At 40.8% G+C, this 26962-nt stretch carries 24 protein-coding genes and 1 riboswitch; of the genes, 12 read left to right on the top strand and 12 right to left on the bottom strand.

What is annotated here, in order from left to right; genetic code table 11:
- Position 1 precedes the first annotated feature (1 nt).
- The 10 genes from BacF7301_RS19635 to BacF7301_RS19590 all read right to left on the bottom strand — a co-directional run bounded on the left by BacF7301_RS19635 (position 2) and on the right by BacF7301_RS19590 (position 10695).
- Entirely contained in the window at positions 2–610 is a 609-nt protein-coding gene (locus BacF7301_RS19635) for a thiamine phosphate synthase (RefSeq protein ID WP_167965486.1), read from the bottom strand.
- Positions 611–671: 61 nt separating this feature from the next.
- On the bottom strand, positions 672–1364 hold the full coding sequence (locus tag BacF7301_RS19630; RefSeq protein WP_167965484.1) for a HesA/MoeB/ThiF family protein: 693 nt from the start codon (positions 1362–1364) through the stop codon (positions 672–674).
- 4 nt (positions 1365–1368) lie between these two features.
- Entirely contained in the window at positions 1369–2493 is a 1125-nt protein-coding gene (gene thiH, locus BacF7301_RS19625; protein ID WP_167965482.1) for a 2-iminoacetate synthase ThiH, read from the bottom strand.
- A 75-nt stretch (positions 2494–2568) separates the two neighbouring features.
- The gene (thiC, locus tag BacF7301_RS19620) at positions 2569–4257 is read right to left on the bottom strand and encodes a phosphomethylpyrimidine synthase ThiC (RefSeq protein WP_167965480.1); all 1689 of its coding nucleotides are present in this window, start codon (positions 4255–4257) and stop codon (positions 2569–2571) included.
- Positions 4258–4291: 34 nt separating this feature from the next.
- Positions 4292–5068: a thiazole synthase gene (locus BacF7301_RS19615; RefSeq protein WP_167965478.1), complete on the bottom strand. Its 777-nt coding sequence runs from the start codon at positions 5066–5068 to the stop codon at positions 4292–4294.
- A gap of 32 nt (positions 5069–5100) precedes the next feature.
- The gene (locus tag BacF7301_RS19610) at positions 5101–5718 is read right to left on the bottom strand and encodes a thiamine phosphate synthase (RefSeq protein WP_167965476.1); all 618 of its coding nucleotides are present in this window, start codon (positions 5716–5718) and stop codon (positions 5101–5103) included.
- 4 nt (positions 5719–5722) lie between these two features.
- The gene (gene thiS, locus BacF7301_RS19605) at positions 5723–5923 is read right to left on the bottom strand and encodes a sulfur carrier protein ThiS (protein ID WP_024988332.1); all 201 of its coding nucleotides are present in this window, start codon (positions 5921–5923) and stop codon (positions 5723–5725) included.
- 60 nt (positions 5924–5983) lie between these two features.
- A riboswitch (TPP riboswitch) is annotated at positions 5984–6077 on the bottom strand.
- 55 nt (positions 6078–6132) lie between these two features.
- Positions 6133–8115, bottom strand: coding sequence for a sensor histidine kinase (locus BacF7301_RS19600; RefSeq protein ID WP_167965474.1), 1983 nt, complete (start codon positions 8113–8115; stop codon positions 6133–6135).
- A gap of 147 nt (positions 8116–8262) precedes the next feature.
- Entirely contained in the window at positions 8263–8880 is a 618-nt protein-coding gene (locus BacF7301_RS19595; RefSeq protein ID WP_022138544.1) for a superoxide dismutase, read from the bottom strand.
- Positions 8881–8955: 75 nt separating this feature from the next.
- On the bottom strand, positions 8956–10695 hold the full coding sequence (locus BacF7301_RS19590; RefSeq protein ID WP_167965473.1) for an RHS repeat protein: 1740 nt from the start codon (positions 10693–10695) through the stop codon (positions 8956–8958).
- Positions 10696–10841: 146 nt separating this feature from the next.
- Here BacF7301_RS19590 and BacF7301_RS19585 point away from each other — a divergent pair, with 146 nt between their 5' ends.
- The 3 genes from BacF7301_RS19585 (at position 10842) to BacF7301_RS19575 (ending at position 15721) form a co-directional block, all read left to right on the top strand.
- The gene (locus BacF7301_RS19585; protein WP_167965471.1) at positions 10842–13217 is read left to right on the top strand and encodes an ATP-dependent helicase; all 2376 of its coding nucleotides are present in this window, start codon (positions 10842–10844) and stop codon (positions 13215–13217) included.
- A gap of 27 nt (positions 13218–13244) precedes the next feature.
- The gene (locus BacF7301_RS19580; protein WP_167965469.1) at positions 13245–13940 is read left to right on the top strand and encodes a YMGG-like glycine zipper-containing protein; all 696 of its coding nucleotides are present in this window, start codon (positions 13245–13247) and stop codon (positions 13938–13940) included.
- 218 nt (positions 13941–14158) lie between these two features.
- Positions 14159–15721 carry an ATP-binding protein gene (locus BacF7301_RS19575; RefSeq protein ID WP_167965467.1) on the top strand — a complete coding sequence of 521 codons (1563 nt, stop codon included), beginning with the start codon at positions 14159–14161 and terminating at the stop codon, positions 15719–15721.
- Positions 15722–15785: 64 nt separating this feature from the next.
- Here BacF7301_RS19575 and BacF7301_RS19570 read toward each other — a convergent pair whose 3' ends face one another.
- Together BacF7301_RS19570 and BacF7301_RS19565 are read right to left on the bottom strand one after the other, a co-directional pair.
- Complete coding sequence (locus BacF7301_RS19570; protein ID WP_167965465.1) at positions 15786–16169, bottom strand: helix-turn-helix domain-containing protein; 384 nt, start codon at positions 16167–16169, stop codon at positions 15786–15788.
- Positions 16170–16182: 13 nt separating this feature from the next.
- A complete protein-coding gene (locus tag BacF7301_RS19565; RefSeq protein ID WP_167965463.1) occupies positions 16183–16476 on the bottom strand; it encodes a type II toxin-antitoxin system HigB family toxin in 294 nt (97 codons plus the stop codon).
- Between the two features lie 770 nt (positions 16477–17246).
- Between BacF7301_RS19565 and BacF7301_RS19560 the strand changes: the two genes are divergently transcribed.
- The 9 genes from BacF7301_RS19560 (at position 17247) to lepB (ending at position 26949) form a co-directional block, all read left to right on the top strand.
- Positions 17247–18374 carry a winged helix-turn-helix domain-containing protein gene (locus BacF7301_RS19560; protein WP_245208271.1) on the top strand — a complete coding sequence of 376 codons (1128 nt, stop codon included), beginning with the start codon at positions 17247–17249 and terminating at the stop codon, positions 18372–18374.
- 151 nt (positions 18375–18525) lie between these two features.
- Entirely contained in the window at positions 18526–18759 is a 234-nt protein-coding gene (locus tag BacF7301_RS19555; protein ID WP_167965461.1) for an NVEALA domain-containing protein, read from the top strand.
- A complete protein-coding gene (locus BacF7301_RS19550; protein WP_209319539.1) occupies positions 18728–19810 on the top strand; it encodes a BF3164 family lipoprotein in 1083 nt (360 codons plus the stop codon). The genes BacF7301_RS19555 and BacF7301_RS19550 overlap by 32 nt, the downstream gene beginning before the upstream one ends.
- Before the next feature lie 207 nt (positions 19811–20017).
- A complete protein-coding gene (locus tag BacF7301_RS19545; protein ID WP_167965459.1) occupies positions 20018–20299 on the top strand; it encodes an NVEALA domain-containing protein in 282 nt (93 codons plus the stop codon).
- A gap of 5 nt (positions 20300–20304) precedes the next feature.
- Positions 20305–21291 carry a 6-bladed beta-propeller gene (locus BacF7301_RS19540; RefSeq protein ID WP_167965457.1) on the top strand — a complete coding sequence of 329 codons (987 nt, stop codon included), beginning with the start codon at positions 20305–20307 and terminating at the stop codon, positions 21289–21291.
- Positions 21292–21330: 39 nt separating this feature from the next.
- On the top strand, positions 21331–22197 hold the full coding sequence (locus tag BacF7301_RS19535) for a DUF1573 domain-containing protein (RefSeq protein WP_167965455.1): 867 nt from the start codon (positions 21331–21333) through the stop codon (positions 22195–22197).
- A gap of 8 nt (positions 22198–22205) precedes the next feature.
- Positions 22206–24206, top strand: coding sequence for a transglutaminase domain-containing protein (locus tag BacF7301_RS19530; protein ID WP_167965453.1), 2001 nt, complete (start codon positions 22206–22208; stop codon positions 24204–24206).
- Positions 24197–26077 carry a glutaminase domain-containing protein gene (locus BacF7301_RS19525; protein ID WP_167965451.1) on the top strand — a complete coding sequence of 627 codons (1881 nt, stop codon included), beginning with the start codon at positions 24197–24199 and terminating at the stop codon, positions 26075–26077. Before BacF7301_RS19530 ends, BacF7301_RS19525 begins: the two co-directional genes overlap by 10 nt.
- Positions 26074–26949 (top strand): signal peptidase I, encoded by an 876-nt coding sequence (gene lepB / locus BacF7301_RS19520; RefSeq protein WP_167965449.1) that lies wholly within the window; start codon positions 26074–26076, stop codon positions 26947–26949. Before BacF7301_RS19525 ends, lepB begins: the two co-directional genes overlap by 4 nt.
- Positions 26950–26962: the final 13 nt, after the last annotated feature.

The following is a 26962-nucleotide window of genomic DNA, read 5'->3' as shown; positions in this document are numbered from 1 at the left end:
TTTAATCCGACAATTTCTTCAACTTCTTGAAATGCTCGATTACAGCAAGATAATTTTGATCCGAGCAGGCATCGAACCTGTTCCAAAGGTCTCCCAGTACGACAGCTCCCCCAAAACCGAAATCTTTAATTTCCAGCAGATTGTCTTCGTTGATACCCCCCAATGCCATGACTTTGGAATCAATGATTTTGGCCTTTTGGGCTTCACGCAATTCTTCGGCAGTATATGTTGAATAGTAATTCACTTTAGAGATACTGTCATAGATAGGACTCATGAAAACATAATCATAGAAGTGCTTTTTGTTTTTCACCTCTTCGACAGAGTGGCACGAACAACTGATATGTCCGTCGTAGTCATGCGGCTCTTTCGGATTTCGCGCATTCAGGTGAATCCCCATCAGGTTGAACTCTTCCTTCAGATAAAAATGTTCGTGCGTGACAATGCGGCGGTGATATTTTTCCGGGATAAGAGTCAGTAATCGTTCTGAATACATGGCCGGAGTTTCCGGTTTTCTAAGATGTAGAATGTCCAGGCCCTCTTCGAAAAGAGCAGTAATAATCTTATCTTCTTCAACGAAGAAAGTGGGTGTGGTGACTACAATTAATTTCATTTCCTTTGTTAACTTGGATTGTTTAGCAAAGTTAGTGATTAACTATATCAGAAACCAACGTTTATAGTGAAAATTTGTTAGATTGCAATGTCCGCAAGTCAATAGTCCATAGTTCGCCTGCCAAAACATCGCCAAATCCACCAATAACTTTCAGAACTTCCGTTGCTTCAATGCTTCCTACGACGGCGGGAGTAATCCCCATTACACCTTTTGGCGGCGGTGGCATTCGCTTCATTTCTTCCTCGTCAGGATAGAGATCACGGTAACTTTTCTTCCGGTTTCCGAAATTGAATACCGAAACTTGTCCTTCAAAACCGCAGATGGCACCGTATATATACGGCTTTCCCTGTTCGATGCAAATGTCATTAATCAGATAACGTGTGGTGAAGTTATCGCAACCATCCACGACCATATCATATTCCCCGATAATATCACGAGCATTATCTTCTGTCAGTCGGGTAGAGTAGGGCTGTACTTTGATTTCACTGTTAAGGGCGGATAGTCGCTCCGCTGCACATACTGCCTTGGACTTACCCAGCTCTTTCTCGGAATAGAGTACTTGCCGTTGCAGATTGCTGATACTTACCACGTCATCATCCACCAACCCGATACAGCCTACACCGGCACCCGCCAAGTAGAGGGCGATGGGAGAGCCTAACCCTCCCACGCCTACTATAAGAACTTTGGCATCCAACAACTTTTTCTGACCTTCTTCTCCGATTTCGGGAAGAATCATTTGTCTGTCGTATCGCATCCGTTTATCTTTTAAAATCGAAAGACTGATCCCAATCTTTCCAAATCGGTTCACGGCCTAACTTTCTCAAATCACGTTCAACCTCTACCGCTTTCCGTTCATCGCTGACATGAAATTGTTCTAGTGTCTGTGGATAACTGTAATATCCTCCCGGCTCTGTTTTACTTTCCGCACTCATAGTCGTTACACCCAGTGTAGCCATATTATTCCGGATTTCAGCACTTTCGCGGGTGGAATAAGAGATGTCCACATCATGGTCGAAGATACGCATGGCGAATGTCAGTTGAGCCAGTTCCCGGTCGTTCATGATTACGTTCGGTTGGAAACCGCCATTCTCCGACGGGCGCATGCGCGGGAAGTTGACGCTGTATTTTGTTTTCCAGTAATATTTTTGCAGATAACGCAGATGATAAGCCATCATGGTGACATCCGTCCGCCATTCTTCCAGTCCGATCAGGACACCCATACCAATCTTGTGCACACCTGCCTGTCCCATACGGTCGAAACCATCCACGCGCCATTCAAATTTAGACTTCATGCCTCTTGGATGATACGTCTTGTAATTTGACTTATTATAAGTCTCCTGGAAACAAATCACTCCGTTCAGTCCATGATCCGTCAGTTCCTTATATTCTTCCACTTTAAGCGGCATTACCTCAATTTGCAGATTACTGAAATAAGGCTTTGCCAAATCCAGTGCACGGGCGATGTACGGAACTCCGGCTGCCGCAGGATTCTCACCCGTCACGAGCAGAAGATTCTCGAAAGGAGCCAATCGCTTGATAGCCTTGTATTCATTGATTATTTCTTCCTCTGTCAGTATCGTTCTTTTCATCGGGTTACTGATGTGAAAACCACAATAGACACAGGAATTGGTACATGAATTAGTCAGATAGAGCGGCACAAACATAGAGATTGTCTTGCCGAACCGTTCCATTGTATATTTTTGGCTAAGGCGTGCCATCACTTCCAGATAAGGAGTGGCGGCAGGTGAAATCAGCGCCATAAAGTCGTTGACGTCCAAATGTTCTTTCTTACCTAATGCACGGCGTACATCGGCATCAGTTTTGGAATAGATGGCTTTTGTCGTCTCTTCCCAGGGTATTTTTTCTAATTCGTCAGAGAACATTCTTATTAAATTAAAAATTAAAAATTGAGAATTGAAAAATGAGGTTGAGAGGTTGTCAGAACCTTTTTCCTCTTTTTACTTCTTACTCTTTTTTAAATCACGTGATAATCGCATCGCACAGAAGTTGGGCCCGCACATCGTACAATATTCCCCGTCGATGTGGTGTCCTGCACGGAAATAAGTCTGTGCCCGTTCCGGGTCGAGTGACAAGTCGAACTGGTCTTTCCAACGGAACTCATAACGTGCTTTGCTCAGTGCGTTGTCACGTACCTGTGCACCCGGATGCCCTTTGGCAAGGTCGGCGGCATGAGCAGCTATCTTGTAGGTGATAACTCCTACACGGACATCTTCTTTGTCCGGCAGGGCAAGATGCTCCTTCGGAGTCACATAACAAAGCATTGCCGTACCCAGCCATCCGATTTGTGCGGCACCGATAGCGGAAGTGATATGGTCGTATCCCGGAGCGATATCCGTCACCAACGGGCCGAGCGTGTAGAACGGTGCATCGTGGCACTTCTCAATCTGACGTTCCATATTCTCTTTAATCTTGTGCATCGGCACATGCCCGGGGCCTTCGATAAATGCCTGGACATTCTTGTCCCAGGCGCGAAGTACCAGTTCTCCCATCGTATCCAGTTCTGCAAACTGAGCTTCATCGTTGGCATCATAGATAGAACCCGGACGAAGTCCGTCTCCCAAAGACACCGCTACATCATACTCTGCCAGAATATCACAAATATCATCGAAGTGATCATACAAGAAACTCTCCTGGTCATGCTCCAGGCACCATTTACTCATAATACTTCCCCCGCGACTGACAATACCACACAGGCGATTATCGGCAAGGTGTACATTATGGCGGCGGATACCTGCATGAATCGTAAAATAATCCACTCCCTGCTCGCATTGTTCAATCAAAGTATCCCGGTAGATTTCCCATGTCAGGTCTTCCACTACACCGTTTACTTTTTCAAGTGCCTGATAGATAGGAACCGTGCCGACCGGAACGGGGCAATTGCGGATAATCCACTCGCGTGTCTCGTGGATATTTTCTCCCGTAGAGAGATCCATCAAAGTATCACCGCCCCATTTGCAACTCCACAATGCTTTTTCCACTTCTTCGTCAATGCTCGAAGTAGTAGCGGAGTTTCCGATATTCGTATTGATTTTCACTAGAAAGTTGCGTCCGATAATCATCGGTTCGGCTTCCGGATGATTGATATTGGCAGGCAGTACGGCACGTCCTTCCGCAATCTCCCGGCGGACAAATTCAGGGGTGATATGGCTTTTTATTCCCAATTCCTCACAGTTCATATTCTCACGGATAGCCACATACTCCATTTCGGGAGTGATGATACCTCTTTTGGCATACGCCATTTGGGTGATAGCTTCCCCTTTTTTTGCACGATAAGGCAGGGCGATATGTTCAAAACGCAGGTGGTCGAGATTCTTGTCATCCCGTCTCATGCGTCCGTATTCGGATGTGATTTCAGGAAGTTGTTCCACATCACCGCGACCTACAATCCATTCTTCGCGCATTCGCGGCAAGCCTTTTTTAAGGTCGATACTCATATCCGTGTCGCTGAACGGACCGCTGGTATCATATACATATACTTCGGGATTCGGTGTCGCAATCTTTTCTTCGCCTTCAAAACTGACGCTGGGCACTTGTTCCACTTTCCGCATGGCTACACGGATATTCGGATAAAGTTTGCCGGGTAAATATACTTTTTGAGAGCGGGGAAATTTTATTCTTTGTTCCATAATTGTTTTTTTAGTAGTCAGCTACTCATTCATATTATTTATCCAGGAAAGCAGTCAGAGGTGAGCTTGCTTCGGCTATAAAGTTGTTCGCTTGCAGTCCTAATCCCGCTTCGTAAGCCCGTCTTCCGGCTTCGGTGGCAGCTTTGAAAGCCTTTGCCATCTCTACCGGGTTTCCGGCAACGGCGATTGCCGTATTCACCAATACGGCAGAAGCACCCAGTTCCATTGCTTCGGCAGCATGGCTTGGCGCGCCGATACCGGCATCGACAACAACGGGGATACCTGCCTGTTCGATAATGATTTGCAGGAACTCTTTAGTTTGCAATCCCTTATTCGTGCCAATCGGAGCACCAAGAGGCATGACGGTAGCTGCACCGGCTTCTTCCAGACGTTTGCAAAGCACAGGGTCTGCCTGGCAATAGGGCAATACGATAAAGCCCAGTTTTACCAACTCTTCCGTAGCCTTCAGTGTCTCGATAGAGTCGGGGAGCAGATAACGGGGATCGGGATGAATTTCCAGTTTCAGCCAGTTCGTACCGAACGCTTCACGCGCCATCTGTGCGGCAAAAACAGCTTCTTCCGCATCACGTACACCGGAAGTATTGGGCAATAACTGGATATTCGGATGGATAATATGTTTCAGCATGTCGTCCTCTTTATTGTCCATGTCGATACGTTTCATGGCAACCGTCACCATTTCTGTGCCTGAAGCCAGAATGGACTGTTCCATTACTTCATTGGAATTGAATTTTCCTGTTCCCAGGAAAAGGCGTGAGTTAAATTCACGTCCTGCAATTACTAACTTTTCCATGTTTTTTGGAATTTAGAATGATAGATGTTGATTTATGAATTACTTAGAATTTTTCGTGTTTCCTCTACCGGATTTTCAGCCCGGAGAATCGTGCCGGACATGGCAATCCCGTTGACTCCTGTGCGGAGAATATCAGGAATATCCTCGTTCGTGATTCCACCGATAGCCACTACGGGCAGTTCGATATTCGCTTCCTTCATTTGGGAAAGGATGGACGAATATCCTTCCAAGCCCAGTACAGGGCTCAGGTTCTTCTTGGTAGTAGTGAACCGGAAAGGCCCGATGCCGAGATAGTCGGCTCCGGCGCGATAATGCTGCACGACGTCTTCGAATGTATTTGCCGTGCCGCCGATAATAAAGGCTTCTCCGAGCATTTGCCTTGCCTGGTCGATAGGCATATCCTTTTTACCCAGGTGCACGCCGTCCACTTCCAGTTTTTTGACCAGTTCGACGTGGTCGTCGAGAATTAAAACCGCTTCGTACTCTTTACAAAGTGGTTTCAGTTGCAGTGCCACCGCTTCCACTTCCTTGAGAGAAGCATCCTTCATGCGTAGTTGAATCCATTTGCACCCGCCTTCGAGTGCCATACGTGCCGATTCGAAGTATGAATACCGTTCGGTCTGATGCGTGATAAATTGTAGACTGACCATCACTTTATCCTCCGCATGCTGCCTTGATAATTACCAGGTTGTCATTCTCATGAAGCGTGAAACGTTCCCACTCGGTGCGGGGAATCATTTTGTTGTTCACGGCGATAGCGATACCCTGAACCGGAAGTTCGAGTTGCGCTGTCAGTTGTGTAAGGGTAGAGTCGGGAATCATTTCCACCTCTTTGTTGTTCACTTGTACTTTCATTGTCCTATCAGAATAAATAAGTTGAAAGTAAATACAAAGAGCGTGCTTTTATGGAAAGGCGATAAGAAGAAACACAATCCCTACGTCAGTACTAACTGCCTCAGGTTCCTAGGGTATAATCTCAGCCCCTCATGGGGCACCCCTTTGTCTTTACGGGGGCAAAGTAAGCGAAAAAGAAACAGAAAAACACTAAATCGACAGATTATTTTTCATTTTTCTGCCGATTCCTGTTTTTTGATAGGATGGGAAAAGACAAATCGTGCGCCATTCTTGTAGTTCTTGTCAATCCATATATCACCTTGCATGTACTGAATGGTCAACTTGCAGATAGCCAGTCCCAGTCCCGTTCCCTGAATAAACTCGTTCAGTTTCTCGAAACGCTGGAATACGAGTTCCTGTTTCTCTTCGGGGATTCCTGTACCGGTATCAGTCACGGAGAATAACATACATTGCTTTTCTTCGTCCACTTTGTAGTCCAGTGTGATACTTCCTCCCGCAGGCGTGAATTTCAACGCATTATTCAGCAGATTGATAATGATTTGTTGCAGGCGCAGCGGGTCGGTATATAATAGATACGGCTCTTTGGGCATCTGGAGACTGATATTTACATCTTTCGTTTTATTCTGATTCGTCAGAGTAATCATGTTTTGACAATGATTCATCAATTCACACCACTCATATTTGAATTGCAATTTACCTGACTCCAAACGTGATATATCCAATACATCGCTAATTAATTGGAGTAACAGATTGGAATTAGTCTGAACAATATTCGCGTATTCCTGAAGTTCGCCGTTATGGTCTACCGAATCAACAATCAGACTGGAAAAGCCTACGATGGCATTCAGCGGTGTCCGTATTTCGTGGCTCATGTTCGACACAAAGGCGCTTTTCAGTTGATTGGCTTCCTCGGCACGTTCCTTGGCATCACGCAGTTCGATTTCGGACGCTTCCAGTTTCTTTTTGTCTTCCCGCAATTGTTCCGTCGTTCTTTCGAGGTGGTTTTTCAGGATTTTAGTCCGGTAATAGTAATATAGTGAAATCATCAATCCGCCTATCAATACCAGGAATATGAGCAGGATGAACTGTACCTCCGTCTTATAAGCCACAAAGAAAGGAATCGGCTGATTGATAACAAGCGAGCCGACAGGCAGTTTCTTATCTTCAAATCCCCATTCTTTCAGCTTGTTGGCATCAAATTTATACTTATTAGGTAGAATATTGATGCTTCTGATATCAGTTTTCCCCCGGTCTAAAAATTGGTAGGCATATTCTCCCATACTTTTTCCCACCCCTTCATATTGGGGAACATATCCGCCGATAGCCCAGTATCCTATGGCGGTGGAAGTCAGGCTGAACACCGGCAGCAAAGGGTTGGCTTTGGAAAAAGCATAAACGGAGTTATTCATATAGGTAATTCCACGGTTGTCCACCCGCCAGATGCCGAGTAACATCACTGATTTTGGCGAAAGATTCCGTAGCTGGCTGACAGCCGTATCAATGGTATGAATACGACCGTCGATATAAGTAACCGACAATTCCGGATAATTTTTCAGGTTCTTTTTGAACCAGGCAAGCTCAGCCAGTCCATTGTATGTATTGTCTGATACGAATACCAGGTTATCCATTTCCGGATAAAAATCCTGCATCATTTCTATATCTTTGTTGATGTCATATTCGTATGTATTACAGTATTTTACATTGTACTCTTTCATCTTCTCCGTTAAGTCAATGCTTTGAGGCTCATAACTTCGGATATCAATAGAATCATCCGGGATATGGATGCCGTTGCGTGAAGCCATTGCGAAGAAAACGGGGAGCTGCTTGTATTTCTCATCTTCGAGATGAAGGAAACTGCTCCATGCTTCACCACCCAGTAGGACAACTAACTTCGCTTTCGGATGCTTGTCCAGAATATCGGTCAGTGTCTTTTTCCATTTATGGGCCTGGGTTAAATCCGTTGCATTCATATTTTCTACAATGGTAGAGTATTTTCCGCCCAATTGCGTATAAGTCTTTATAAATGCACTGATGTTATCGTAAGTATATTTAGTATCGGCATTATAAGAAGTGATGAAAAGTATTTCTTCCTCAGATTCTTCTGCGGTGGCGGCATTGCAGAAAATAGGGAAGAAAAGGAGAAAGGCAATGGCGGTAATCAATCGTATGTTTTTTCCTTTATGTAATGTCATAATTGTTTGTTATGCTGATATGAGTGTTGCAAAAATACAACTAATGTAGCTGATATACAATAAATATTGATTTTTTATGTGAGAAAAAAGGCCGCTGTGATTTTCACAACGACCTTTTCATTAGTATAGTTTAGTCAGTAAATCCGGTTACATTCTTTTTTCAACCACATCCCAGTCGATGATGTTCCACAGGGCGTTGACATGGTCGGCACGGCGGTTTTGGTAATCCAGATAATAGGAGTGTTCCCACACGTCGAATCCGAGAAGCGGCTTCAGTCCGGCACGTACAGGGTTGCTGCCGTTTCCTTCTTTGGTGATGTGCAGTTTGCCGTCTTTGTCAACGGACAACCAAGCCCATCCCGAACCGAACAATCCTACTGCTGCTGCGTTGAATTCTTTCTTGAAGTTTTCAAAGCTGCCGAAGTCACGTTTGATAGCTTCTCCCAGTTTGCCTGCCGGTTCCTTCTTCGCAGGTTTCGGGGCAAATTGCAGGAAATACAGATTGTGGTTCAATACTTGTCCGGCGTTATTGAATATAGCTCCATCCGGTGCTGCGGCAACGATTTCTTCCACCGTTTTACCTTCATATTCTGTTCCCGGTACGAGGCTATTCAGATTATTTACATACGTTTGTAGATGTTTTCCGTAATGGAAATCTATCGTTTGCTGACTGATTACAGGTTCCAACGCATTGTTTGCGTAAGGAAGTTTAGGCATTTCGTAAGTCATGGTCATCATAATTAAAGACATTAATATAGTATTCATAATGTTACAAGTTTTAATTGGCTTGTTATACTATAATAACAGAAGCCTTCCGCAAAATGTTCACAGCATCTTCTTTTATTTATAAATATACTGTATCCGTTCCATATCTTTCGGGTTGTCCCGGTTCGTGCGGCAAATCCATTGTCCCGTATTGTCATACTCATAGTAAGAATTTCCATCAATCCGGTTCCCGTATTTATCGTACATGCAAGTCAGGCAGCCGGACGTTTTCTGGTTATTCCCTAAAATCCGCTGGTAGACAATCTGCGTCAGATACCCGTACTTGTCATATTCATAAGCATCTTTCTGTGAAATAATCTGATCGGACGAGTTGGCGAAAAGCAGGTTCTGATGTTGCGAGGCAATCAATCTGCCTTTATCATCATATTTGTTTGCGGTGTAGCCTTGGAGCTCTCCGTTCTTATTATATTCTTTGGCTTCGGTCAGTAAGCCCTGCTTATTGTAAGTACTAATGATGAGTCTGCCATCCGTATATCTCAGAGAATCGCTCTCGATACTTCCATCAGCACCGATACGGCGTGTCCGCCGGTAAATGTCCGTCTTGGTCTTCGGATTCGTCTGTACTTCAAAGATGCAGTGACCTTGCGGGTCGTACAGCCTGTTTGTCTGCATTTCATTGCTTGCCTGCCCGTTTTTCATGGTCAGTGATAACGTGGAGATGAGCTGCCCCTTGTCGTCATACGAATAAGTGGTAGAGATATTTCCCGTGCTGTCGTTTTCGGCAGACTTTATCAGCCGTCCTGCATTATAATATTTCACGGAAGTGGGAGTGGAAATGATTGTTTGCAGGATAAACGGTGTCCGTAACGCATTGGCCTGGTCACGAAACTCCTTGTATCTGTGCGTACTAAGAAATTCCTGCAACAGACTCAAAGATTCGGAACTGACTATCGCCGGCTTTAAAAGTTCGAAATCCGCTTTTTCACTGAGATACTCCAAGTCGTTCTGATGAGTACGCGCCGCGGTATCCAGATAAGGAGTGCGTTTGTAGTCATCGATGATTTGTCGGATAGCCGTTGCATTTCCCCCTTCCCGTAAGCTGTCAATGCTATGGAACAGGTAATTGTCATATAACGCTTGCACTTCACCCAGAAACGGGCGGGTATCCGTATCCGTGAAGAACTTTTGCATGGCGGGATTATCAAAGAAAGCTTTGAAATTCTCCGGTGTTGGATTTGTCTTCACAATCTGATAAAGTCGCTTGTTCTCGGCGGCATTGATCTGGGAGATGAATTTTCCGTTCGGATACTCGGTCATGTACGTCTGATAAATGCCGGGTGCAGGTGCTTTCAGCATACCTTCCAGCAGTGCCATTTCGCGGATATCCCGTAACTTCTGTATCAGTGCGGAATCTGCGGGATAACCGCTTGAACGGATGCTGTCCATTAGTGTCCGGCTGAAAGGAATCTGATTATTCGAAGTCTCTAAAATATAGACGATAGATTGCTCCGCCTTGTTCTGCACGTTGGAAAGCTGTATCTTCTCCTCATCGCAGATGTTGGGGAAATAGGATTTGGCTGCCTTTTCATAACAACCGAAATAATCGGTGGCTGCCTGTTCGCTCTGTTTGTTCCACAGTCCGTTGAGGACATCCAGCAGTTCCAGTTCCTCAGCATAATATGCCTGCGTTTCATCGTCTACCTTTTCGCGGTTCTTCTGCCATTTGTCAGCGTCGTTGTCATTCAGATACCTGAGCAGTTTTTCCAGACGGCTCTGCTTCTGTGCCATGGCCTGTGGAATACAGGCGACCAGACACAAACTTAAAATAATTGTCAAAAATATACCTCTTTTCATTGCTTTTGGGGGTTAGGTTAAAATAGTTAGTGATGAAAAATCATAAAAATACCTTCATTCTCGAATGAATATTATACTTTTGTATTGAGAACAAAATTGAACGCCGAGGGTTTGTTAAAAAACCTCATTGTTTTTATAATGCTGTTATGAATACCAATTATATAGAGGAATTGAATGAGAGTCAGTGTGCAGCAGTGACTTACAACGACGGTCCTTCACTGGTGATAGCCGGTGCAGGTTCGGGGAAGACGCGCGTGTTGACTTATAAAATCGCCTATTTGCTGGAGAACGGTTACAATCCGTGGAACATCCTTGCACTGACCTTTACCAATAAAGCAGCGCGTGAGATGAAAGAACGTATTGCCCGCCTGGTAGGTATGGAGCGGGCGCGTTATTTGTGGATGGGGACTTTCCATTCCATATTCTCCCGTATCCTTCGTGCCGAAGCGCAGTATATCGGATTTACTTCCCAGTTTACCATTTATGATACGGCCGATAGTAAGAGCCTGCTCCGTTCCATCATCAAGGAAATGGGGCTTGACGAAAAGACCTATAAACCGGGAACTGTGCAATCCCGTATTTCCAACGCCAAGAATCATCTGGTCACTCCTACGGGATATGCTGCCAATAAGGAAGCGTACGAAGGCGATATGGCAGCCAAGATGCCTGCTATCCGCGACATCTATACCCGTTATTGGGAAAGATGCCGCCAGGCGGGAGCTATGGACTTTGACGACCTGTTGGTATATACCTATATCTTGTTCCGTGACTTCCCGGAAGTCCTGGCCCGCTATCGGGAGCAGTTCCGCTATGTGCTCGTAGACGAGTATCAAGATACCAACTATGCCCAACACAGCATCGTCCTGCAACTCACCAAAGAGAACCAGCGTGTCTGTGTCGTAGGGGATGACGCACAAAGCATCTATTCTTTCCGTGGAGCGGATATCGACAATATCCTCTATTTTACGAAAATCTATCCTAATACGAAAGTCTTCAAACTGGAGCAGAATTACCGCTCCACACAGACCATTGTCTGTGCTGCCAACAGCTTGATTGAGAAGAATGAGCGTCAGATACGGAAAGCCGTATTCTCCGAAAAAGAGAAAGGGGAAGCTATCGGTGTGTTCCAGGCATACAGCGATGTGGAAGAGGGTGATATTGTGGCGAATAAGATAGCCGAACTGCGCCGCGAACATTCCTACGGCTATGCTGATTTCGCTATCCTGTATCGTACGAATGCGCAAAGCCGTATTTTTGAGGAAGCTCTTCGGAAGCGGACGATGCCTTATAAGATTTACGGCGGACTTTCGTTCTACCAACGAAAGGAGATAAAAGACGTTATCGCTTATTTCCGTCTGGTGGTGAATCCGAATGACGAAGAAGCGTTCAAGCGTATCATCAATTATCCTGCCCGTGGTATCGGAGATACTACCGTCGGCAAGATAATATCGGCAGCCACCGATAATGGAGTCAGCCTGTGGGCGGCGCTCTGCGAGCCGTTGAGCTATGGCTTGAATATCAACAAAGGGACACATACGAAACTTCAAGGTTTCCGTGAGTTGATAGAAGGCTTTATTGCGGACTTGGCAGATAAGAACGCATACGAGATTGGAACGGATATTATCCGTCAATCCGGCATTATCAACGATGTCTGCCAGGACACTTCTCCTGAGAATCTGAGCCGCAAGGAAAATATAGAAGAGTTGGTAAACGGTATGAACGACTTCTGTGCTTTACGGCAGGAAGAAGGCAATCCGAATATATTCCTAACCGATTTCCTTTCGGAGATTTCATTGCTTACCGACCAGGATTCCGATAAGGCGGATGACGGGGAGAAAATAACTTTGATGACCGTCCATTCCGCCAAGGGATTGGAATTTAGGAATGTGTTTGTGGTCGGTCTGGAAGAAAACCTGTTCCCTAGCGGCATGGTAGGAGACTCACCACGTGCGTTGGAAGAAGAACGTCGTTTGTTCTATGTAGCCATTACCCGTGCGGAAGAGCATTGTTTTCTGTCTTTTGCCAAAACCCGTTTCCGTTACGGAAAGATGGAGTTTGGAAGTCCCAGCCGTTTCTTGCGGGATATTGATGTTGATTTCTTGAAGATGCCGCATGAGTCGGGAGTCAGCCGTTCGGTGGATGAAGGTGCGGGACGTTTCCGCAGAGAGATAGAAGGCGGATTTACCCGTTCTGCTTCTCCGTCGCGTGCACCTTTCGGAAGTACCTCTTCTTCAGAACAGCGCGAACGGCCGAAGGCGCAGATAATAGCTCCCAGTGTGCCGAGAAACTTGAAGAAGGTAAGTGCGGTAGGCAGCAGTGGGGGAACTCAGGCGTCGTCTTCCGGTTCTGCATCGGTGGCAGGAGTGCAAGCCGGACAAATGATAGAGCACGAACGTTTCGGACTGGGAGAGGTGATGAAAGTAGAAGGAACGGGAGATAACGCAAAAGCCACCATTCATTTCAAAAATGCGGGTGACAAGCAACTATTATTGCGTTTTGCTCGTTTTAAAGTGGTAGAATAAGAGAAGTAACACTAAATAGAGAGGTTCATGAAGAAACAACTAACAGTAATTTTGCTTTCCGCTTTGATTTTGAGCGGATGTGCGTCGGGGCGTATGGGGAATCCGGGAGCTATCGTAGCAGGTGCTTCTATCGGTGGTAGTCTGGGAAGTTCGATAGGCGGGCTTGTCGGGGATAATAATCGTGGCTGGCGTGGCGGTTACCGTGGTTCTGCCATCGGAAATATCGTAGGAACCATTGCCGGCGCGGCAATAGGAAGTGCGTTGACAGCGCCGAGACAGGAACAAATAGAAGAAGATGCCTACATTCCTGAAGTGCGTGAAGTCCGTGTTCAGAAATACAAGAAACAGCCGCAGCAGGTTCAGCGTCCGCTTGCCCAACTGAAATTGCGCAGGATTCGTTTTATTGATGATAACCGCAACCATGTGATTGATGCAGGGGAGAACAGCAAGATAATCTTTGAGATTATGAATGATGGCCGGAAGCCTGTATATAATGTGGTTCCTGTGGTAGAAACAGTCGAAAAGGTGAAACATCTCGGCATCTCTCCTTCGGTGATGATAGAGGAAGTTCTTCCGGGCGAAGGTATCCGATACACTGCCTCGATTCATGCAGGCGAAAGACTGAAAGACGGTGAAGTGACTTTCCGTGTAGCAGTGGCGGACGAGAACGGAATGATTTGCGATTCGCAGGAATTTACCCTGCCTACACAGCGCGGAAACTAAGGAAAACAGCCGGAAATATCCGGTTTGAATATAGTGACGGTATGTGCCCGGGATAGTGACGCTATCCTAAGCACATACCGTCACTATGTTGGTGGGATAGCGTCACTATTTTAAAATGACAATAATATGGGGCAAATCTCAAATTCGGATCATATTTATACAAGGTATGCGTAAAAACGTTATCTTTGTTCATGTTTCAACAAAAGCATTAGAATTATATGAAAGAGATATTCAGAAGATATCCTATCGGGATACAGAATTTTGAGCAGTTACGTAATATGAATTGTGTATATATTGATAAAACTGCATTGGTTTATCAATTAGTCCATACTGATACTGTGTATTTTCTTAGCCGTCCCCGCCGCTTCGGAAAAAGTCTTCTAGTCTCTACTCTGGAAGCCTATTTCTCCGGGAAAAAAGATTTATTTAAAGGACTGGCAATAGAGCAGTTGGAACAGGAATGGACTGTTTATCCTGTGTTGCATATTGATTTCAGCAGAACAAAATATACCGCTATTGAAGACTTACAGGAACAATTGAATCTTTATCTGAGCGGATGGGAGAGGACTTATGGGAAAAATGAAGAAGAAACGAGTTATGCAGCCCGTTTGACAGGTTTGCTTCAACGAATTTATCAACAGACAGGAAAGCAGGTTGTCGTATTGATTGACGAATATGATGCACCTTTATTGGATAGTAATAGTGACTCTGCTTTACAAGGACAATTACGAACCGAGATGCGTAAATTCTTCAGCCCTCTCAAAGCCCAAGGGCAATATCTTCGTTTTTTATTTCTGACAGGTATCAGTAAATTCAGTCAGATGAGCATATTCAGTGAGTTAAACAACTTGCAGAATATTAGTATGAGTGATGATTATAGTACTATTTGCGGTATAACAGAGCCGGAATTGCGGAGTCAGATGCAACCGGATATTGAGAGGATAGCCCAAGCGAACAATGAGACTTATGAAGAAGCCTGCCAGCATTTGAAACGCCAATATGACGGTTATCATTTTAGTGAAAATTGTGAAGATATTTACAATCCGTTTAGTCTTTTCAATGCTTTTTCTCAAAGGAAATATAAAAGCTTTTGGTTCTCTACCGGTACGCCCACTTTCTTGATTGAGATGTTACAGCGAATGGACTTCAATCTCAATCTACTGGAAAAGATGGAAGTGAAAGATGAAGACTTTGATAAAGCGACAGAGGTTATCACAGACCCGATTCCTGTACTCTATCAGAGTGGTTATCTGACTATCAAAGGATATGAACCTCTTTTTCGTACATACACATTAGGCTATCCGAACGAAGAAGTTAAAATAGGCTTTATTGAGACGCTGATTCCTTCCTATCTCAACCAACCCACCCGAGAAAGTAATTTCTATGTAGTTTCTTTCGTAAGAGACTTGATGAAAGGTGATATTGAGCAATGTCTTCTTCGTACTCGTTCTTTCTTTTCTTCTATACCCTATGATTTGGAAAACAATCAGGAAAAACACTATCAAACCATATTCTATTTGTTATTCCGTTTGATGGGGCAATATGTGGATGTAGAAGTCAAGAATGCAATTGGCAGGGCTGACATAGTGATAAAGATGCCTGATGCGATTTATGTGCTTGAGTTTAAGGTAGACGGAACTCCCGAAGAAGCGTTGGCACAAATCAATAGTAAACAATATGCCATTCCTTATGAGATAGACCATCGTAAGGTTGTTAAAGTTGGCGTGAATTTTGATAGCACAACAAGGACTTTGGGAGAGTGGGAGATAGAATATTCTTAGTAGAATTTGAACATAATTTTTTAAGGGCGTGTCACGGCACGCCCTTATTTCATCTTATTCTTTTCTACATATTATCTAAGATAAAATCAGCTGGAATTCCGAAATTGTCCCGCAAACGTTTCACTAAATTCAAGTTAAGCGCTCTTTTGCCAGATAATAGTTCACTTATTCGAGATTTGGAAACGCCTAATTTTTCTGCCGCTTCAATTTGGTTAAGATTGGCTTCGTCCATTTTACGTCTAATCTCGTCCGTTATTAAAGTTGAAACTTTTCCCGGTAGAGGATGATAAGCGGCTTCCCATTCTTCTACCATATCAGACAAACGAATAAGTTCATCCTTGTCTGATTGATCAAGTAAGTCCATACTTCCAAGGTTAGTGCCAGTGTGAATGATTTTATCTATTCCTCTTTTGCACCTTCTATATTCAGCGTCACTTTTTATTTTCATAATCCACCTCCTTTTATATAATCTTAGCATCTATTCTGTCATAATCAGCATGTGTTCCTACAAAACGTATATATAAACGTCCTGCGAAAAACACTACAACGGCAATAATCCTATATTTGTTCCCTTTGATATTGAAAACATATCGATCGTTCCCTACGTAATCAACTGAAAGAAAGTCACTTTTCAATTCATTGTGATTTTTCCATTCGGCACTTTGGATTATTTCTATCCATCTTTCAATAGCGTTCTCTGCATCGGCGTGCTTTTTCACAAACTTCTCCAGTTTTTCCGCATCGATAATTTTCATATCTTCCTTGTTTATTTAATACAAAGATAGAATAAAGTTCCCAAATATGGAACTGTCTGGCCGTATATTTTCTATTTTTAATCGTTATTTGCTAAAAGTGCTCTTTTATTAAAATAAGACCATACATAAAAATAGGATACTTTATGCGTTTTTCCTGCTTGAAATTTAGACAGAGTATGTTGTGCAAGTAAATATGTGAGTGATCAGGCACTGTGGGAATCTGTGATGCTTCTATTTATCTGTTATAATAGTACCTATTGTTTGCAATAATGACCTAATTGTATGTATCTGTCGGAAGATTGGGAATCTATATAATATTTTGCTATATTTGTTTTTGACAAAATAAGGCATGAAATAGCCGGAAATATACAGGTTATATCAAGCCACACCGATGAACACGTCGTTGGTCGGTGAGAAAAGCATCGACTCTCACCGACCAACGATGTGTTCCTTTTAAAGGAACGGAGCTTAGTTAGGGGAGAATAACTCGTTTTTTATTCCTCATTTATGCAGTTTTTAGCTCATGAATGGCATATTCTTACATTAATTTATACATTTATTTTTCTATTTGCTCGATTTTGAATTGAATATTAAAAGGAGAAATCTTAAAAATAGAACAGAATCTCTTATTGTGGGAGACATAGTTGACATTCCATTCTCTGTTGAAACTGCAAGAATATAGTTTCTCGCACTATAGATATTGTTTGGCTTATTCGCGAATTAATTAAATAATGTTACCTTTGTGTTTGAAAAAGGATATAAAATGAAACATGATGAGAACTTATAATGTTATTTTGTTGTTTATTGCTGCCTGCATCGGTGGAGTTATATTTTTCTTTGCTTGCAAGTACACTTATGAATCGAAATTATCAGAACTTAAGAAGAAAGCGGAAGTAGCCTTTGGTGAGGCAATAAATCAGGAGCTGATAAACAGGAATTTGAAGGGTGATATTTCGCTTAATTTTAATCTAGCTACAGTGACTGATGATGTTTCGAGTATTGTTTATTGGGAAGATGAGTCTGGAAGACATGAGTATCTGCTTGATATAGAGAAAAGTACCCTGAATATAACTGATGATACTAATGTACGTCTTTTGCATTCTGTTGCATTTAAAAAGAAACCACTTCAACCTGATTCTTTGAATGTTAGATGGAGAACACAATTGGAATTATCAACTATTGTTTTAAGATCAGCTTTGTGCATATCCTTAACGAGCACTGATGGTGGTGTAAAATTGCAAAATACATATCAGAGCGAATGGTGTAACTCTTCCAATATAGTATTTACCCGTTATATAGGTTATGCTTGTGAGATAGAAGTAAAGGGTTACTTGTATTATTCTATATGGAGTATGATTTATAAAGAGATACTATTGTATTTATCATTATATTTGATTTTGGGATATGGATTTTATAAGTCTTTTATTGCTCTTCGTCGCAAGATACATTCATTTCATTGTAAAGAGATAGTGGAAATTATAAATGAGGTTCCTGTTGAAGTGATAAAGGAAGTTCCTGTAGAAATTCATGTAATCGAAGAAGTTCAGAAAGTGAGTACTACTCCCATACGCTCATACAAATTGGGTGAACATATAATATTTTATGCAGACCGTAATGTTGTAATGGTAAATGGCATTGAGAAAAAAAATCAGGCTCAAGCTTGTTTGCTTTTGGAATTATTTCTAAATGCAAGTAATAATGACTATATTCTAAAGGATAATATAATTATAGATACATTGTGGTCTGATGGTTCAGGTAATGACAAACGAATGCATAAAGCGGTTGGACGTTTACGTTCATTTATCAATGGAATAGATCCTTCATTAAATATATTAAGGAAAGTTGGTGCATATCAACTAATTATTTCAGAGAATTCTTCTTTTGAGTCAAATAGCTAAAATATCGATGAAATGGGAATATTTTAATTTGCATTTGATTATTAGAGAAAAAAATATTGCCATGTCCGAAATGGTCAGCAGCATAGTTTGCTAATCTGTTTTTTCACTACTATTTTTGTTGCCATAATTAATCTTATAACACAAAGATAGTATGAAGAAATTAATAGTTTTGTTATTGTGTATGGTAGCTGCTTTGTCTACTAAATATTTTGTTTCACATAGTAATAGTAAAGTGCATAATACTTTTCTATTATATAATGTTGAAGCGTTAGCTGCTGGTGAACACGCGGCCATTACTCGTTGTTATGGAACTGGTTCCTTAGATTGTCCTGTATCTCATAAAAAGGTTGAATATATTTTTGGAGGATATAGCCTTGAAGAATAGTATTCTTCTTCTCCTTCTTTTTCTATTTCTCTTTATTTCTTGCAAAACGAAATATAAGGAATATGCAGACAATGTATTACCTTATTCCAGATTTCCGCAAGAAAAAGAATTGAAAGGAGAAGTAATAGAGCTTGATACAGCCTTGTTCCGTTATCCTTTTCGGATACGGATAGAAGGGGATAAAGCTATTGTGATGGATTTACATGGTTTCGATTATTATGGGCATTTATTCCAATACCCAAGTTTCCGGTATCTATCTTCTTTTGGTAGACGAGGAGATTCTCCCACAGAAATGTTGTCAATGGAGAACTTTCGTTTACATAACCATATATTATGGACTTTAGATGCTAACAAAAGCGAATTAACTAGGTTAGATTTTTCTTCATCCGGTGATTCACTGCTTCGTGAGGAAACGGTGGCATTGGATGAAGATATACTTCGACCACTTGATTTTGCCATATATAATGATACAACATTTGTCATTCCTGACTATTCAGGTGAGAGTCGTTTTATGAAGGTTAGTTGTGAAGGTAAGCTAATAGAGAAAATAGGAGCTATACCAACAACAAATGAGAAGGCCTTGCAAGAAGCCCGTCCGGCATTAGCACAGGCATGGCGTAGCTTTTTAGATTATAATCCTCGTAATAGTATTTTGGCTGCTGTTACTCAGTTGGGAGAAGTGGTTGAAGTTTATAATTTAAAAGATAGTACTCATGTAATTCGTATCGGTGAGCACGACGAACCTGAATTCAAAATATCAGATGGATATGGTATGCCAACAGGTATAATGGGATTTAGCGATGTGCAAGTAACTGATTGTGCTATTTATGCGGTGTTTCATGGAACGCCTTTTAAGGAGATAGCGAGACAAAGCGGAAGCCTTCCTGATGGTGGAAAATATATTTATGTATTTAGTTTGAAAGGAGAACCGTTATGCAAATATATACTCGAACAATATATATATGGTATTTATGTAGATGAAACTACTAAAACGATAATGGCGACAGATGTAAATAGCGATCAGCCAATACTAAAGTTTAGCTTTGGTTGAATTAGATAATTAACTTGATTAAAGGAGCAGAATGATGAGTTTGTTCATCTTGCCGGATTTGCTTACATATCATCTGCTCCTAAACCTTTAAAAAAAGATTCCGCTGCAAACATAAGAATAAAAAATTAATGTAGCAAACTATTGCTATTCTGTTGAAATGATAGATACAGAAGAAAAACGAAAAAGAACAATTTAAAAAATGACAGAATGAAAAAGAAAATGATGGGGCTTATAGCCGTTGTTGTTATTGCCGTTGTTGCGGGATTTAATGTGTATAAAACACAAATTATTGTAGATTTATCAACTTTGGCTTTGGTTAATGTAGAAGCTTTAGCAGGCGGTGAGACTGAAGGTACGTGTACTGCTCGTGTCTCTTGTGGCGGTGGAGGACCTAATGATTTTGTTGAATGCTCAGGAAGAGTATGTGAGCGTCATGCTACAGTTTTGTCAAGATGGGTGAAATGTGATGGAATTAAAACCAGTTGTTGAATAATATGAAGTATGTATTTGTATTATTATTTCTTCTGATGAGTCTATTTTCTTGTTCAGAAAAAGATTTAGTAAGAAGATTATCAGTAAAAGATAAAGTATCAGAATTTTCTGATACTTTATTCTTAGGGCGAGTGAAAAACCTGCTTACGTATAATAATGACATCTATTTTGTTGAACAATATAGAAATCAAATTATAAAGTTGGATAGTTGTTTGAATCTCAAAGGACTAATAGGGCGTATGGGGGAAGGTCCGGAGGAATTGTGTAATGTGTCAAGTTTCATAATAGATAATGATATAATTTATGTTTTAGATGCAGGTTGTGCTAAACTCATATCATATGGGCTGGATGGTAATATAATAGCCAGATATCGTTTATCAGAAAAGGTTGGTTTAATGCCGGAATTTCGTTTCGTAGTATCAGGAAATGATTATATGGAAATGAGTGTAACTGATAGAAGGGGAGCTTTTGGAAAAATGAAGTTACAATCTGATTCTGTTTCATATTGGGGGGAACGAACTTTATTTGCACATACAGATATGGAGTATGTAAGAAATGGGCGCTATCTCTTTAAATCTTCTTCTGGATATGTTAGTATCTCAGATAATGAAGCAATAATTGAAGTGTACAATTTTGATAAGAAGAAAATAATGGATTATGATTATTCAAGTTTGGAGGTAGTAAAGAGAAGTTTAGCTTATTTGGATACACAACCTATGTCTTCCAATAGTTATGGCATTATTTGTGAAGATGCATATATGGATGGAAATCAGATTTATCTTTTATTGTCTTCTTATGAAACTATGGGATATAAAGCTAATACAGTGGCTGTTTTTGAGTTGCAATCTGATATCAGATTAAAAGGTGTATATCAGTTGGCTGGCTCATTATATTCTTCGTTATGTGTGTTGAATGGAAATGTGTATGCGTTTGAAACAAAAGAATCAATATTGGAAAAGTATTCAATAATGTCTTCTTCTGTTAATTGAATGCATTATAGATAATAATGAACTAAGTATTTAAATTGAATGAAATATATTGTTTTTTGTATACTATTATTTATGTCTATATCTTGTATAGATAGTAAACAAAAAAAAATAGTGGATTTAATACGAGAATGGGAAAGCAAAGAAATAGTTTTCCCGATTAATCCTATTTTTACAATTGGTGGAAAGGATACAGTAAACTTTCAGGTTGAAAGAAATAAATATAAAATAGTAGTGTATGTTGATTCTGTAGGTTGTACCAGTTGCAAACTAAGATTATTGGCATGGAAAGGTTTTATGGCTCAGATTGATTCATTATCTTCTAATACTGTTCAATTTTTATATTTTATTTATCCTAAAAATAAAATGGAACTTTCTTATAATTTGATGGTAGATAATTTTAGATATCCTGTATGCTTCGATGAGAAAGACTCGTTAAATAAATTGAATCATTTTCCGGGAGAAATGATGTTTCATACTTTTTTGCTAGATAGAGCAAATAAAGTACTTGCTGTTGGTAATCCTGTTTATAATCAGAAGATAAAAAAACTTTATTTAGATCTTATTTTAGGACGAGAAATTTCGAATGAAAAAGAAGAATTAAAAACAACAGCCATTTTGTCTGCATCAAAACTGGATATGGGAGCTTTTGAGTGGCATTATGAACAAATTGGTGAGTTCATATTAACTAATAGTGGTAATAAGCCACTTATTATAAATGAAGTCGTAAGTTCTTGTGGTTGTACCGTTATAGAATATTCTTCCAATCCAATCCAACCAAGAGATAGTATAAAATTGAAGGTGAGATATAAGGCAGAGCATCCGGAATATTTTAATAAAACAATTACAGTCTATTGTAATGCCGAAAATGCTCCATTTAAATTGAAAATTAGTGGAAATGCAAAATGAATAAGCATATGATAAAGCATTTACGATATTTCCAACTCATAATTATTATTCTATTAGGATGGTATCTTATCAAGAAAGTAGTATTTAGAGAAGAATCAATGACTTCTCTAGGAACTGTATTACAAGTTGCGAAAGATAATAGGATGGAGTTGGAAAAAGTGCTTTATCGTTATCAAAAAGACTCTACTGATAGTTTAAAGTATAAAGCAGTTTGTTTTCTGATAGAAAATATGCCTTTTTATACTTATTCTGTTGGAGAACAATTGGATAATTATAAGTCTTATTATACATGGTTGAAAAGAAGTAGAGGGCAAACGCCACAACAGGTTGCTGATTCGGTTAAGAATGTGTATGGGGCTATAAAGGCATTTGAGAAGAAATGTGACATTATGGAGATAGATTCTGCTTATCTATGTCATAACATTGATTGGGCTTTTAAAGTCTGGCAGGAACAACCTTGGGGAAAAAATATCTCGTTTGAAACATTTTGTGAGTATATATTGCCTTATCGGATAGGGGATGAACCGTTAGCATACTGGCGTGAAACGTACTATGAAAAATATAATTCGTTGTTGGATTCTTTGCGTATGTCTGATTCATTAGATATTGAAGATCCGGTTGTTGCTGCTAATTATCTAATAAGTAAATTACCTGATAAGAGCTATTATTATACTTCTGTAACGCCATATCCATTTGGACATATAGGACCGGAATATGTACAATACTTATCCGGTACATGTAGGGAAGTGACTGATTTTGCTGTGTATCTATTTCGCGCTTTGGGTATTCCTTGTGCCATTGACTTTGTTCCTGTACGAAGTTATATTAATGCCGGGCATTTTTGGTTGACAACATGGAATAAAGATGGAGAAGAGTATATGACTGATTTCCCACAAAAACTGCGACCTGTACGTAAGAATTGGTGGTATCGGTGGGATGATAGTTCTAAAGTGTATAGATATACTTTTAGTGCGAACAGAGAATTGTACGAGCAAATGGCAGAATATGGTGAAGAAGTATATCCATTTTGGCGTTTGCCGAAATTTACGGACGTAACTTATGGATATGGCTATAATTTAAAGAAAGAATTGGTTATTCCTTTGGAAAAACTGTATAAAACGAAACGGAGTGGAAAAATAGCTTATCTATGTGTCAGCGATAGGGATAATTGGACTCCGGTTGATTGGACTGAATATACTGCTGGTCATTTAGTGTTTCAGTATGTACGGAATGGTTCGTTTATGAGAGTGGCTACTTATGAGAATGGGACATTATGCTTTTTGACTGATCCTTTTTATGTTGATAAACAGAGTAATGAGATTTACTATTATCCCGCAGGAAAGGAGAAGGAAGATGTGATATTATATGCCAAGTGTGATATCGGGAGAGAAAATATGTATAGGGACCGGATGATAGGAGGTGTTTTTGAAGGGAGCAACTATCCTGATTTTTTGGAAAAAGACACTTTATTTATTATACAGGGCAGACCTAATCGTTTGAATACAACTGTAAAGAGTTGGTCTGATAAGGAATATCGTTATCTTAGATATTTTGGTCCGCCTAAAAGCGCATGCAATATTTCGGAAGTCGCTTTTTATGAGAAGAATGATACTGTTGCTCTGTCAGGGAAAATCATAGGGACTCCCGGATGTTATCAACATGACGGAACACATGAATATACCAATGTGTTTGACGGGAAAACATGGACTTCTTTCGACTATTTTAAGCCTACCGGAGGATGGGCAGGACTTGATTTAGGTAGAAAAGTCCGTGTAGACCGCATTGTCTATACTCCGCGCAATCGAGATAATTATGTTCGTCCTGATGATGTATATGAGCTGTTTTATTGTGATCAGGATTGGAAGTCTGCCGGAAAAATAAAAGCAACTGCCGATTCACTGGTATTTCGGGATATTCCCGAAAATACACTGTTACTTCTGAGAAATCATACGCGCGGACTGGACGAGAGAATCTTTATTTATGAAAACGGAACTCAGCTATGGAAATAAGAACTCATATCAGGCTTGTCGTGGCATGGAGAATAATTATAATCTCGGGTATTATTTCTCTGATATATGCTTGTTCTTATTCGGATAAGAAGATTTCGCATCTTTCCGGTATTGCTCCTTCTGAACATACATTATTGGCGATTACTCCCGATGTTAGTATCAAAGTAATAGGTGATTCGCTAAATAAAAGTTATCCGCAGTTGAGAACCGGGAAAGTATTCCCGATAACAGGTCTTTTGCGTGTAGACGGTAAAGCTTATCGTTTCATGGGAGACGATTCTTTGCGTATATCTCCTTTAGCTCCTCTTTCAGAGGATACTATCGGATGGACGGGGAAATATTCTTTTTTGTATCCGGGAAAAGGATGGGAATTGAGAGAATATGATGATTCTTTGTGGAATGAAGGTAACGGAGCTTTTGGTCCGACAAAGGGATATTATTATCCGGCTCATACTCTGTGGGGAGCGGAAAATATTTATGTCCGCAGGCATGTCAAGGTGGACAATAAAGAGGTTTTGAAGAATCATAAAGTGTATGCTCGTTATGTATGTGACGACCGGATAAAACTTTTTTGTAATGGGGGATTTCTGTTAGAGAATGGATTTACGCATCTAACGAAATGTCAACGCTTGACTGATGAAGCTGTTAGTCAAATAGTTGATGGAGATAATATTCTGGCTGCATACTGTCGTAATACGGGTGGTGCCGGCTTGTTGGATTTTGGCTTGTATATAGAAAATAAAACATATGCTGATGCAGAACCGGCAACTTTGAAAGAAATGGAAGTGCAAGCCACGCAGACTCAATTTATTTTCCAATGTGGAGATGTGGAACTTCAGATTGACTTTGTTTCACCTTCCTTGTCGGAAAGATGGGATATGACAGGATGGCCTGTTGGTTTTCTTACCTATCAGGTTCGTACGGCAAGCGGAAAGGAACATACAGTGGAAGTTTTGTTCGATGTGGACACGGAATGGATGTTTGGCAAAAGGAAAATTGATAGTTGGGTCGATAAGGATTGGCGTTTTGTGAAGTCCGACAGTTTGTATTTGGCTATGGCAGCAGATGAAACAAGCTTTTCGTGTGAAGATAATCATATCGTTCTATCTCAAAAATTGTGTGCGGGAAATGAAAATAGGGGGGGATTGCTTCTCGGATATGAAGAAGGGACAACTTTCCAGTATAGTGGTGAGAGTTTACGCCCACTTTGGAATAAGGATGGAACAAGAGAAATAAAAGAATTGATGATGTCTGTAGGAAACAGGTATCAGGATTTGAAAGCAGAATGTAATAAATTGGATTATCGGTGGAATATCAAGGCGTTTCAAGCAGGGAATAAAGCTTTTGCCGAACAAATGCTTCCTGCTTATCGTAATTTTATATCCTCTCATAGGTTTGTGTTATCCTCGGATAATAAGCTTTTTTGTTTTGGTGATACTTTGAGTAATGTAAGAGAAGCTTATGGAAATTTTCCAATGTTGTTGTTTTTTAACCGTACCGACTGGATGAAAGGCTTGTTGAATCCAATATTTGCATATTGTGAAGATATTTATTGGGTGAAGAAGTATCCACCTTACGATATAGGTTTGTATCCTATTGCCAGTAAACAAGTGAAATTGGAAGACTGTGCCGTGGAAGCGGCTGCCAATATGTTGATGATGACAACTGCTATTGTAGAAGCGGAACAGGATTTTGGTTATGCTGATATGCATTGGAAACAGTTGTGCTTGTGGGCGGATTATTTGCAGGAAAGAATGAAGAAAATGACTTTTCCATCTGTTGGATTATTGGATAATGATGATGAACGTGTGAAATGTGTGTTAGGACTGATGGCTTATCACAAATTGGTTCAATTAAAGGGAAACTTATGAGTAAAGTAAAGAGAATTTGGGCGATACTGGAGAATTTAGCATTCTTCATATTCTGTATGGTAGTAGTTCTATTCTTGATGCAACTGTTCTGCTTTACTTCATTCAGGATACCTTCGGATTCTATGGAACCGGTGTTGAAGGATGGCGACCGGATATTAGTTAATAAGATGATAAAGGGGGCTCGTTTGTTCGATGTGTTTGCAGCCTTGAATAATGAGGATGTTGTTATTCACCGAACGCCCGGATTTGGGAATTTCAAGAGAAATGATATACTGGTTTTTAATTTCCCATATCAAATGAATCGTTGGGATAGTGTACGGATGGATGTAATGCAATATTATGTAAAGCGTTGTATTGCTTTGCCGGGAGATACATTAGAGATTCGGGGAGGATTTTATAAAATACGTGGTTGTGATGAACAGTTGGGAAACTATAAGGCTCAACAATATCTCGCTGGATTACAGCATCCGGAACAGCATGGCATTGTAGTAGGTACATTTCCCTATGACAAACAAATTGGATGGACTATCCGTGAGTTCGGACCTTTGCCGATTCCCAAGAAAGGTCAGATAGTAATGATGAACCGTACGAACTGCCTTTTGTACAGGCAGTTGATAGGTTGGGAACAGAAGAAGAAACTACGTATAAAAGACGGACAGATAGTATTGGGGGACAGCGTTATTACCCAATATCGCTTTAAAAAGAACTATTATTTTGTTTCCGGTGATAATATGGCTAATTCGCAGGACTCGAGATATTGGGGGATGTTGCCGGAAGAATACATTGTAGGTAAAGCTTCCCGTATATGGTATTCGGAAGATAAATTTACGGAGAAACCTCGTTGGGACAGAATTATGAAGAAAATCAAATAAAGAACGAAAATAA

Origin of the sequence: Bacteroides faecium, from assembly GCF_012113595.1 — a bacterium.
GTDB classification, from domain to species: domain Bacteria; phylum Bacteroidota; class Bacteroidia; order Bacteroidales; family Bacteroidaceae; genus Bacteroides; species Bacteroides faecium.
The sequence above is the reverse complement of the archived record's forward strand: the minus strand, read 5'-3'. Positions and strand labels throughout refer to the sequence as shown.